Origin of the sequence: Clostridium sp. OM05-5BH, from assembly GCF_003481505.1 — a bacterium.
GTDB lineage: Bacteria > Bacillota > Clostridia > Lachnospirales > Lachnospiraceae > Otoolea > Otoolea fessa.
This window is the reverse complement of record NZ_QULJ01000004.1, coordinates 1-11,519: the sequence shown is the minus strand read 5'-3', so window position 1 is coordinate 11,519 and position 11,519 is coordinate 1. Positions and strand designations below refer to the sequence as shown.

9 protein-coding genes are annotated in these 11,519 nt (G+C 45.4%); all 9 read right to left on the bottom strand.

Annotated features, from left to right (window positions below; genetic code table 11):
* Positions 1-610: 610 nt before the first annotated feature.
* The 9 genes from DXB70_RS06440 to DXB70_RS06400 all read right to left on the bottom strand — a co-directional run bounded on the left by DXB70_RS06440 (position 611) and on the right by DXB70_RS06400 (position 11,516).
* Positions 611-973: a helix-turn-helix transcriptional regulator gene (locus DXB70_RS06440; RefSeq protein ID WP_002596360.1), complete on the bottom strand. Its 363-nt coding sequence runs from the start codon at positions 971-973 to the stop codon at positions 611-613.
* A 15-nt stretch (positions 974-988) separates the two neighbouring features.
* Positions 989-3,088, bottom strand: coding sequence for a type IA DNA topoisomerase (locus DXB70_RS06435; protein WP_014081130.1), 2,100 nt, complete (start codon positions 3,086-3,088; stop codon positions 989-991).
* A 3-nt stretch (positions 3,089-3,091) separates the two neighbouring features.
* Positions 3,092-4,816: a CD1107 family mobile element protein gene (locus DXB70_RS06430; protein WP_002596358.1), complete on the bottom strand. Its 1,725-nt coding sequence runs from the start codon at positions 4,814-4,816 to the stop codon at positions 3,092-3,094.
* Entirely contained in the window at positions 4,791-5,075 is a 285-nt protein-coding gene (locus DXB70_RS06425) for a hypothetical protein (RefSeq protein WP_002596357.1), read from the bottom strand. The genes DXB70_RS06430 and DXB70_RS06425 overlap by 26 nt, the downstream gene beginning before the upstream one ends.
* Before the next feature lie 21 nt (positions 5,076-5,096).
* Complete coding sequence (locus DXB70_RS06420; RefSeq protein WP_002596356.1) at positions 5,097-7,685, bottom strand: CD1108 family mobile element protein; 2,589 nt, start codon at positions 7,683-7,685, stop codon at positions 5,097-5,099.
* Positions 7,685-10,135 carry a VirB4-like conjugal transfer ATPase, CD1110 family gene (locus tag DXB70_RS06415; RefSeq protein WP_002596355.1) on the bottom strand — a complete coding sequence of 817 codons (2,451 nt, stop codon included), beginning with the start codon at positions 10,133-10,135 and terminating at the stop codon, positions 7,685-7,687. The genes DXB70_RS06420 and DXB70_RS06415 overlap by 1 nt, the downstream gene beginning before the upstream one ends.
* Positions 10,095-10,490, bottom strand: a complete 396-nt coding sequence (locus tag DXB70_RS06410; RefSeq protein ID WP_002596354.1) for a PrgI family protein — start codon at positions 10,488-10,490, stop codon at positions 10,095-10,097. Before DXB70_RS06410 ends, DXB70_RS06415 begins: the two co-directional genes overlap by 41 nt.
* Positions 10,491-10,553: 63 nt before the next feature.
* Entirely contained in the window at positions 10,554-11,426 is an 873-nt protein-coding gene (locus DXB70_RS06405; protein ID WP_038259682.1) for a VirB6/TrbL-like conjugal transfer protein, CD1112 family, read from the bottom strand.
* A 3-nt stretch (positions 11,427-11,429) separates the two neighbouring features.
* Complete coding sequence (locus DXB70_RS06400) at positions 11,430-11,516, bottom strand: Maff2 family mobile element protein (protein ID WP_118672908.1); 87 nt, start codon at positions 11,514-11,516, stop codon at positions 11,430-11,432.
* Between the last annotated feature and the right edge of the window lie 3 nt (positions 11,517-11,519).

Below are 11,519 nucleotides of genomic sequence, written 5' to 3'. Positions count from 1 at the left end.
TGGAAGAAAGCGTATCACGAAGCCTGACACCTACATTTAACTCGTCCAGTTCCTCTAAAAAGCTGCCCTCTTTCACATATTCGATTTCCGGCAGAAGTTCTTCATAATAATCCAAAGCAATCCGATTGGATATTTCCATTATCCGCTGTTCAAAGGAGCTGTTTTTATCCGTTTCTCCGTATGTCTTTTCAAGCTGTGCCAGGACTGTTTCTTTATGCTCCTCACGCAACTCCCACAAATTCGGATCACGTCCTATCCGCCTTGCCTTATGTACGTCGGACACATCGAAAACATATTTCAATCTTGTATAGGAATTTTCCGTATCCAGCAGGGCAATTCCCTTTGCTCCACGGTTTACCCAGCAATTCATCTTCTCATTCCATAGTTCAAGGGACGCACAGGCTGTTGCATCCGGTCGTTGTGCAAAAATAAGTATCTGTTCATTGAACGGATATTTATAAAGCCTTGCAGCGGTAGTCAGATACCTTGTCCACTCCTGCCCGTTTTTCGCTATCTCTTTTGCGGTATCCTCCGCCAGATAGGAAATCATCTGATATTTTGTTACCATAAGCATTCCTCCAAAATGACGGAGGGGATAACCCCCGCCGCCTTATTCATAAAAACCGTGTTCTTCGATACCGTTTTCCAGAATTGTGCCAATCAGCTCCTCCAATTCCATCTCCTTCAGCTCGCTGATCACAATGAGCTTTGCAAGGATATCTTTTTCCACCGGAACGACATAGCTTTCTTCATCAGGGCAAAGCTCCCGTACACAAATCTCCAGTCCGTCTGCAATTTTGCAGAGCGTACTTATATCTGCTTCCCGGATACCTGCCAGAATATCCATCAATACATCTTCCCTGACACCGCACCGCAAAGAAAGTTCTGGAATATCCATATCCTGCTCTTTCATAATGTTTAAAATTTTATCTCCGGTGCTGTAAACAACGGTCTTTTTCATTTCTGTATTCATTTTTCTGTCTCCTTTTCACTTGCTTTTTCTCGGTGGAAATTCCATCTTGAATTTGTACTGCGAACCTTTGATTTCCTTTCCGTCTTTGATATAAGAATAATCCTCAATTCCCTCCGGAATCAGGTACGCATCGTAGCTTCCCTTTTTCCCTTTTAATCCTCTCACAAGGGTCTTTTTCCCTTCAAGCAGACTTTTCATCTGTGTATCGGAAAACGTTGCTCCCATTGCCCTACCCACATTCATGCCGCATTTTTGTTTGCAGTAAGCACCGAATTTTCCTTTTACTACATCGCTGCCGCATTTCGGGCATTTTCCAAGCACTTCCTGCATCGTTCCAAACAAAGACTTCTGATCGTCACTGATACTGTGGTAGGTTTGCACCAGCTCCCGCACCATATCTTCAATGCCATCCATGAACTCCTGCATGGTGTATTCGCCTTTTTCAACCAAAGTCAGCGTATTCTCCCAATCTGCTGTAAGCTTCGGGGATTTTACCATATCCGGCAGAACAGTAATGAGCTTCATCCCGTCCTCGGTGGGAAGCATCTGCTTTTTCTCCCGTTTCACAAAACCGTCTTTGACCAGCTTTTCAATAATGTCAGCTCTGGTGGCAGGTGTGCCAAGTCCTTTGCGTTCCACCTCATCGCCCATATCCTCTGCTCCGGCACGTTCCATCGCAGAAAGCAGGCTGTCCTCGGTAAAATGTTTGGGAGGCTGCGTGAAATGCTCTGTTACCTTTGTCTGGATAACTGGAAACGTCATGCCTTCAGAAAGCTCCGGCAGTTTCTTCTCTTCCTTATCCTCATCTGTTTTTTCTACCCGGTAGGTACGTTTCAATGCTGCTTCAAATTCTTTCCACCCGTTCTGCAGAACCGTTTTTCCGGATACATGAAAGCTGTAACCACCGCAGGAAAACTCTGCTTTTACCGTTTCATACAACTGCTTTTTCCCGGTTGCACATAACAGACGATTAGCGACAAGGGATAAGATTTTCATTTCTCCCTCCGGCACAGCGGAAAGGTCTGTCTTTGTAATTTCTATGGTGGGAATAATTGCATGGTGGTCGGTCACTTTTTTACTGTTCAACACTCTTTTTATATCCGGCTCTGCTCCGGTCTGTTCCTCAAAGAGAATCGCCTGATAAACTGCCCCGATTACCGCTTTTGCAGTTTCTTCCATATCATCGGATAAATACTGGCTGTCCGTTCTCGGATAAGTGACCAGCTTTTTCTCATAAAGGCTCTGGGTGTACTCCAATGTCTGCTTTGCAGTAAAACCAAAGATACGGTTGGCATCCCGCTGAAGCGTGGTAAGGTCATAAAGTTTTGGTGGTGCAACGCTTTTATTTTCCTTTATAACGGAACGAACCACTCCACTCTGACTTTCACACGCTGCAGCAATACTTTCTGCCCTTGCCTTATCGTCAATCCGTTCTGTCATGGCATCTATCCCATCCATCAGAATATGAGCCATGTAATACTGCTCTTTTTCAAAATTCATAATCTTCACTTCACGGTCTACCAGCATGGCAAGGGTGGGCGTCTGTACTCTGCCCACCTTTAATACCTTTCCGCCATACAGTACAGTAAATAATCTCGTACCATTTAATCCCACCAGCCAGTCTGCCTGCTGTCTGCAAAGTGCAGACTGGTACAGGCTGTCATAATCGCTTCCCGGCTTTAAGTTTTCAAACCCGTCACGGATTGCACTCTCCTCCATTGATGAAATCCACAGGCGTTTCATTGGTTTCCGGCAGCCTGCCTGTTCATATACCAGACGGAAGATAAGTTCTCCCTCCCGTCCGGCATCGGTGGCACACACCACACTTTCAACTCTTGTATCGTGCATCAGATTTTTCAAGATTTTATACTGCGTTGCTGTTTCCTTTTTCACTTCATGCTGCCACTGCTCCGGTATCATGGGCAGGCTCTCATAGCTCCATTTTTTCCATGCTTCTGAATACATCTCCGGCTGTGCCAGCTCTACCAGATGTCCTACACACCATGAAACGAGAAATCCGTTTCCCTCCATGTAACCGTCTTTTCTCTCTTTCGCCCCGATCACATGGGAAATTGCCTGTGCTACGCTGGGCTTCTCTGTAACCACCAACTGCATACCTTATTCCTCCTGTTCGTCAAAGAAATCTTCTTCCGTATCTTCCTCCGATTCCTCATCTTCGTTTTCATACTCCTCGTTATCTTCCTCATCTTCATCTTCGTCCTCGATAAAGTCCTCTTTTTTCTTGCGGACAACCTTAAAATAATAAGCAGCTCCGATAACGATTAAGGCAAGACTACCAATCAGCACATACGAAATCATCGGATTCGGTGCTTCTTTCACTTCCGGCTCCGGTTCGGTTTCCTCTGTATTTCCCGTACTCTCTGCACCTTCCGTACCTTTTTCTGTTTCCGTTTCCTTTCCCTCTGTATCTGCCTGCTCTCCGTTGTTGTTTGGCAATGCACTCTCCCCATTCGGAATTGCAGATTCCAACGCAGCGGAATTTTTCGGCAAGGTTTCACTGTTATCGGAAGTTGCATTTAACAGGTCATTTTCCGTAACCTCAGTCAAAAAATATACCATTTCTTCCTCTCCGTCCCGGTCAATAATCAGATAGAAAACTTTCTCCGTGGCGGTCTGAATAGTATAAAACTCCTTGCCCTGACCGGATTTTTCCGTACTTTCTGTTTTCCCGCTTTCTGCCTCCGCAGCTTCTTTCATTGCCTGCTTTTTCTGTTCGGCAGGACTTGTCTGTGATGTGGTATTTCCGTTACTGTCTGTTTTGGTATGCTCCGTCACGGTTCCCGTAGCACTCCCCGGTTTCGTCGGGGTCGCACTCTCCGGGAGCTGCTCCGCTGGATTCCCATCACTGGTATCGGCAGGGTCTTTATAGTACGGATTTTTCGTTTTATAAACCTCAGACATATTTCCGGCATTGTCCATTGCAGAAATGGTAAAATACTCATACCCTGCGTCAAACTGCTGGAGGCGGATATTTAACGTACCGCCCGTCAGATCTGTAAACTCATATCCATTGACATATACCGCCTTTGCACCGGAATCCGTATCATGTACCTGTATGCTTAAAAGCCCGTCACTGACTGCCGCATTTAAGGTCGGCTTTACGGTATCAAAACACTTTATGGCACGGTTCTTCTCATAGGTATTGCCTTTCTGGTCTGTGACAAGCACATACACGGTACAGTTCTCGGAAATCCTTAATTTCTTTTCCTCCGTCACATCTGTCCAGCTTCCATTCTGCCCTACCTTTGCCTCTATCTTTGCGATTTCAAAATTCCCCGTATCTGCGGTATCTTTTACACTGAAAGAAACGGAAACAATGTCATTATGCCACTCCTCCGGCTGTCTGATTTTGATACTCACATTCGGTTTTTTATAGGTACAGAGCTTATAATCTGTGACGCAGACGGGACAGTTTTTGTCATACTCATACGCACCGCATTGATCTTCGCAATTACATACCGGCTCCGGTTTATCATTTCCCGATACAGTGCCATCCCCGGTGCTTTCATCGGTACTGCCTTCTGTATTCTCTTCGGTGCCGCCTTCGGTGCTTCCCTCCGTGCTGCCCTCCGTAGTTTCTTCCGTGCTTCCCTCGGTACTGTTTTCTGTATTTTCCTCCGTACTGACATCAGTTTCACTTTCGCCGGGTGTCTGCTCCGTACTTTCCTCCGGTTTGGATTCTTCGGTTTCTTTTGTTTCTTCGGCAAAAGCACTGATTGCGTAGTTCCCATTTACAGAAAACGCTACCGCAGGCATGGTAAATAGCACAGCGGACAATATCAGTGATATAACTGCCTTAGATGATAACTTCCTGTTCTTCATGGCTGTAAGCCTCCCTTTCTTCTGATTGTGCTGCTTCTTTCTGCTCTTTTTCTTTCAGCAGACGCATAATTTCTTCTTCGCTGACCTTGTTTAACAGAATCAGCCGATCCAGAGAGATTTTATTCTTTTCAATGAATTTCATCTTCTCCGCATCCTCTGCCATCTGAAGCTGTTCCGCCAAATCCCTCTCCCTCGCCTGCAATCCCGCAAGCTGTTCCCGGACTTTGGAAAGCTCCTTTACAATTCTCTCTTTCGTCATCGTTCCTCACTTCCTGTTATTTTAATTTCCTGATAATCTTCCAAACGCATAAAAATGGCTCTGCCAATAGGACGAATTGATTGAAGCGTAACTGATTGGATCTCCGCAATGAATCATGACCCCGTTTCCGCAGTAAATCCCCACATGGCTGACTGGTACGCCCGAATTGTATGTACCTGTAAAAAAGATAATATCCCCCGCCTTTGCATCTGCCGCCGACACAGGCGTACACTGGTTATAAATGCCCTGTGCTGTGGTTCGTGGCAGGTTATGGACACCGCTGTTTGTAAATACCCAGCAGACAAAACCGGAACAGTCAAAGCTGGTGGACGGACTGGAGCCTCCCCATACATAGGGATAGTCTAAATATCTCGCCGCTTCTTCCATAAGTGCCTGCACGGTTGCATCGTCATAGGAATCCGGCGGTATCACATTTCCTCCGCCGCTTCCGCTGCCCGGCGTTTCGCCATACAGCGTATCCGTGCCTGCTTCAAAATAAAAAAGAGGGTTATAATATTCCCCCTGATACAGACATTCGATATGTAAATGACTTCCGGTACTGCTTCCCGTATTCCCTGTTGTTCCGATCACATTTCCATGCGTCACGCTCTGTCCTGCCCGGACATTTAAGGTATCCATGTGGGCATATTTTGTGCAGTAGCCTTTTTCATCTTCAATCACTACATAATTTCCGTAATAGCTGTCATAAGTTGCGGTAGTTACTGTCCCGTCCATCGCCGCATATACGGTTGTTCCGGTAGGTACTGCAATATCTACGCCCCGATGTAACTGTTCCTGCCCTGTGACCGGATTGATACGCCAGCCATAATAACTGCTCACATAGTTGTACCAATATAAATCAAGGGGCTTATAAAACTGCTGTGTCAGCCCGTGGGTCTGGTTATAAAAAGCATAGATTTCTCTCTGCTCCTCATTCATGCGTCCGGCAACTACTACGTTTAAATCTTTTGCTGTCAGGGTCACTTCCAGAATGGTTACGGTATATTCCTCTTCCACTTCATACTCGTATTCCTCTTCTGTTGTTTCCCCCGTAACCGGGTCTGTTACCGTATGAGTGCCTGTTTTTGTTACCGTCCTTGTCCTCGTTTCCTCTGTAGGATTTAGTGTCAACTCATACATTTCATCAAACAGATATTCTATTTCTGCCTGTACCTCACTTGCAGTAAATTCCGTATGGACTGCCGACAGATAGCTGATCAGTGCAAATGGGTCATGCCCGATAGATGCCAGATTATAACGGTACTCATCATAATCCGGATAAGTGGTTTCTATGGCATCAATCTCTGCCTGCAATTCTTTTTCCAGTTCAGAAAAAGCTAAATCTGCCGCATCTATTTCTGCCGGAACGCTCATATAACTTCCTGCCAGCGTGGTACTGATTCCTCCGGCAAACATCGCCCCACAGGAAGATACTGCTGTCATAATCATCACAAGAAGCACCGAAAAGGCTCCTATGGCAAGCAGAAGCGAAACATTTTTTGATGCAATCTCCTGTATCTTTCTGGCTGCCGCTGTAAAAAGATTCCCGGACTTCGCCGCTGTTTCCTTTGCGGCTTTCGCTGTCTGTCCCGCCCGTCTTGCTTTTGCATATTCCCGTTTGATACGCTGCTTTTGCAGTCTTTTCTGCAACTGCTTCTGAATGGTCTTTTCCTGCATTTCCGGATTTTCTTCCAAGAACTTCTGATAACGGAAATTGACCTCTTTCTGCATCTGCTTTTTCTCCAGCTTTGCAGCTTTCGCTCTCCGTCTTTCCGTTTTCCCTTTGTAATGCCCTTTGAAAAAGCGGTAAACATCTTCCCCGCTCTGCTCTGTCTTGTGGGCAGCCTCCACACCGGAATTTTCTTTCTCCACTTCGGCAACCTTACTATGGGCAAAATTAGAAGATTCCATTCCCACCCTGCCAGCCGCTCTTTTTACCGGACTGTCCGGTTTGAATGGTTTCTCTTTTTTTACAGAAGTCAATACATACTTTGTTCTGCCCGTCTTTTCATCAAAAACACGCTCCAGAGAATACTCCGTTTTCTTTGGAATCTTCTTTCTTGCAGCTTCCGTCTTTTTTCTGGCTTTCTCCGCTTTCTTTTGCAGTCGGTCTAACTTTTTGCTTCCATGAAATTCCGGTTCTGCCTCTTCGGTAAAGGTAGTGTCCTTTGTCTGGAAATCCTGTTCAAAATCAAATTGCTTTACTCGCTCCCGGCTCTTTATCTCCCGCCTTTGATACCTGCCCTTTTTCTGTGACGAATGATAGGTGTCCCTGTGGCGGTAGTCATCGCTGGCAATTTTTCTACCCTGCTCCTCTCCGGCTTCCTCCGTAAAAGTGCTGTCCGGCTGCATAAAATCGCTTTTAGACTTCTCTCCGGCTTCTGCTCCCTCGGACTTTTGGACATTCTGTCCAGAAGCATCTGCTTTCTGATACTTCTTTGTATTTTTCGACCTCTGGACATCGTGTCCAGAAGTGGTATCTGCATCTCTCGGCTGATATGCTGCGGATTTTTTACCTTTACCCTCGTTTGCTTTCTTTGGAATTTCTCCGGTAAAGGTTTTTTTCTCCTGTGCAAATGCAGCCGGTTTCTGTTTCTTTTTCTCCGCCACTACTCATTTACCTCCTGCCTTACACTTTCCTCTGGTTTGGTATTCATAACCGCAAAGGTCTTGGTATCTACCGGATATTTATCTACGAACGGAATAACCACGTTGTCAAACAGAATCAGTCCGCACCCCGGCTCGGAATTGGTTACATGGGCAAGCTGTTTTTCTGACAATCCCAGCTTATCTGCAAGGATTGCCTGATCCTTTGCATTTTGATTCAGGAGATATACAAAATCGGAATTGCCGAGGATTCCCTCGATTTCCTCCGACTTCAAAAAATCGCCTACGTTCTGCGTCAGCCCCGTAGGAATACCGCCCCACTTACGGAAACGCTTCCAGATTTCCACCGAATAGATAGCGGTCTGCTTCTCCTTCAGCAAAAGGTGGAACTCATCACAATAATAGCGGGTGGCAATCTTACGCTCCCGGTTCTGCGATACCCTGTTCCAGACCGCATCCTGTACGATTAACATTCCAAGCTCTTTCAACTGGTTTCCCAAGTCCCTGATGTCAAAGCACATGATACGGTTCTGACTGTCTACATTCGTCCTGTGGTTAAAATAATTCTGCGAACCATGCACATATAGCACAAGGGAGTTTGCAATCCGTTCTGCCTTTTTGTTCTTATGCTCTAACAGGGCATTATACAAATCCTCAAGGATAGGCATATTCTCCGGTACGGGATTTTCAAAATAAGCATCGTAAATATGACGGATACATTCGTCAATGATACCTTTCTCATCATTTTCCAGACCGTTCTTTCCTCCGGCAATCAAGTCACACAGAGTAATGATAAAATCGGATTTCAGCTTTAAGGCTTCCTTATCCCCTTTATGGGAAAGCTGAATGTCCATCGGATTTAAATAATCTTTGGAATTGGTTGCCAGCCTTACCACCTGTCCGTGCAATGCTCCCACAAGGGCAAAATACTCGCCCTCCGGATCGCAGACCACAATATCGTCCTTTGTCATCAGGAAACAGGAAAGAATCTCACGCTTTGCACTAAAAGACTTACCACTTCCCGGTGTACCAAGAATCACACCGTTTGGTGTACGAAGCCGTTTCCGGTCTGCCATAATCATGTTGTTGGAAAGGGCATTTAAACCATAATAAATAGCCGGAGCTGGCATAAATAATTCCTGCGTACAGAACGGTACTAAGATAGCGGTACTCTTTGTTGTCAAATCCCGTTCAATTCCCGTATCGTTGCACCCGATTGGTGCCGATGCCATCAGTCCCTGCTCCTGTAAATACTGCATACATCTGAGGTTGCAGTTCGCCTGTTGGATAATGCCGGATACCCTCTGCGTGATATTTTCCAGTTCCCGCTTGTTTCTGCCATAGCAGGTCAGAAGAAATGTCATCTTTACCATTTTCTGATTGCTGCTGTTTAAATCGTCCAAAAGGTCAAGGGTATCTTTTTCATAAGTGATAATGTCCGTTGGAAGAATGTCCATGTCATAACCTGACCTTACCGCCTTTTTCTGCTCTTCAATCTTCATCTTCTGAATATTCGTCAAAGCACCTTTTAGCATCTTAATCGCCTTGACCGGATCCATTGTCTGCATATGCATGGTAATAGTCAGGTTCGCATCCAGATCAAGAAGCTTTTTCAACAACTCATCATCAAACTTCGGGGCAATAATATCCAGATAATGCACACTGCCATACATTTTTCCCGCCTTAAAACGACTCGGATAGCGAAAATCAAATCCCGGCGGAGCGATGTAATCTTTCACACTTTTTCCCGACTCCGCCAGTTCCTTAAAAGAAAAACGGAAAGGCTCCATAGTATCCTGGTTAAAATACTCATGCAGGATACGCAGACGTTCCTTTCCGTCAAGGCTCTTAGCGTGTGTGCCCAGATTAGTCAAATTTTTAATCACATCTGCTTCAATGCTGACAAGTTTTGCCCTTGCCTCCTTAAAGCCTTTACTCTCAATTCCAAAAATCAGATACTTTGATTTGATAATACCGTTATTTCCCTTTGCAGCCTGTTTCTTTAACATCTGCGTGTATTCCTCACGAATATCATCAAAATCATCTGCCTGCAATGGAATGTCAAACTGGTCAATTAAGGTCTGCTCGTTAACCTGTCGGTTGAACAGGAACAGCTCAAATTTAATAGACGGGTCAAAATAATTGATAAGCCTGCTGTATTCCTCCAGTATTTCCCCCTTATCCTCGATTTCCAGCAGGTCATAATTTATATCGTAAAACTCCACCATTTTCGTATAAAAGCCAGAAGTGACCTGACAGATACCGTCCCGGTACATCTTCTGAAAGGTAATGGTCTTCTGTGCTGTGGTGGGCTTTTCTGCGTTTTTATTCGTTCCGGCAAGCATGTGTTTTAACTCCGCAAGCCTTCTCCGCTCCACAAAGGTCAGCCCCGGCTTCGTTTTTCCTTTTTTCTTATGTCTGTCCGGCTTTTCTGCCGCCTGCTTTTTCTTCAAGTTTACGCACCTCCTCTTTTATACGCTCTGTTTCTTCTAATCTTCTGTAAATATTTTCTGATTTGTAGGGACGAATCCCCGGTGTGAGGAATTTCTGCCTTATCATAAAATACAGAATCTTCTCTGCCGGAAATCCGTCCTTCTCATACATTGCCAGAAAGAAAAAAGGCAGCATGACCGCTACCATCAAAAGTGCCGATGCCTGTGTGCCGATAAACCCTTTTGTAAAAATGTAAAAGGGAATCCCTACCGCACCTGCACCGCTGAAGCAAATAAGCTGGCGTTTCGTCAGATTTAACGCTACTTTTGTCTTTATGCCGCTTAAATTCTTTGGCACTGCTACGGATATTGCCATAACATCACAGCCGGAGCTGATACTGCAAGCCCCGGCTGTTCCCTCCTTTCTTTGAAATGTGTTCTAATGAGCATTCCAGATTGATTTCGCAAGGGAACCTGTCTTGAACAGGCTGAAACACAGAACAACGGTATAAGCTGCCACCGACCACAGTGCTGTGTGCAGATTGTCCGCAACCGCAATGCCGGATACCAGCACCGCATAGATTGCCACGCATACCATAATGAAAAATCCCTGAAACGCCAGTGAACACAGTCCCTTGATATAATTGTTGCCGATACCGCCCCATTCCCGGTTACTGAATGTGGCAAAGGGAACCGGAGCTACTGAAATATAAAGGTAGATTTCAATCATTCTCCCGAAAAGCATGACGGTAATAAGCAGGGAGATGATTTTCATACATAAGCTGACAATCATAGTTTCGATACCAAGCCCGATCAGCTCGCCGATGCCCATTGTATCAATCTGACTGTCAAACATGGTTTTTAGGGTATCCGTCACATCAATGGTAGTGGAACCCGAAACAATACCGCCTGCTCTGGTCACGATATGGTTTCCCACATCAAAAATCGCCATTGTGATGTCAAAGGTGTAGCTGAGAAGCAGCACAGCGATACAGGCTTTGATAAGGTAACGGAAAAAGAACTCGCTTCCTACTTCATGCATATTGTTCTTATCCATGACCATTGTAATCAGCTCATAGCAGAGTATCGCACTGATGATCATGCCCGCTATGGGTATCATCACATTTTCCGAAAGGTTCTCTATCATAGAAAACACTCCGCTGTTCCATGAACTGGGTGTCCTGCCGACTTCCCCTGCGATTGTTCCGACCTTATCATTCACATCTGTAAACATCGTAGTAAGGTTGTCCATGACCCACCCTTGCAGTATTTCCTTTATAAATTCAGTTATCTTGTCGAGAATCGCTCCCATGACTTAGGAAAACAGGCTTGTAAGCTGCGGAATTACCGTCTGTGCCACAATTACAATACCGCCACCCGCCATGAGCTGTTTTATCCCCAATTA

Bases quoted from the DNA above. Each gene is read 5' to 3' on its own strand.
- DXB70_RS06440 (WP_002596360.1), bottom strand. From the start codon at position 973: ATGAATACAGAAATGAAAAAGACCGTTGTTTACAGCACCGGAGATAAA.
- DXB70_RS06435 (WP_014081130.1), bottom strand. From the start codon at position 3,088: ATGCAGTTGGTGGTTACAGAGAAGCCCAGCGTAGCACAGGCAATTTCC.
- DXB70_RS06430 (WP_002596358.1), bottom strand. From the start codon at position 4,816: ATGAAGAACAGGAAGTTATCATCTAAGGCAGTTATATCACTGATATTG.
- DXB70_RS06425 (WP_002596357.1), bottom strand. From the start codon at position 5,075: ATGACGAAAGAGAGAATTGTAAAGGAGCTTTCCAAAGTCCGGGAACAG.
- DXB70_RS06410 (WP_002596354.1), bottom strand. From the start codon at position 10,490: ATGGCAATATCCGTAGCAGTGCCAAAGAATTTAAGCGGCATAAAGACA.
- DXB70_RS06405 (WP_038259682.1), bottom strand. From the start codon at position 11,426: ATGGGAGCGATTCTCGACAAGATAACTGAATTTATAAAGGAAATACTG.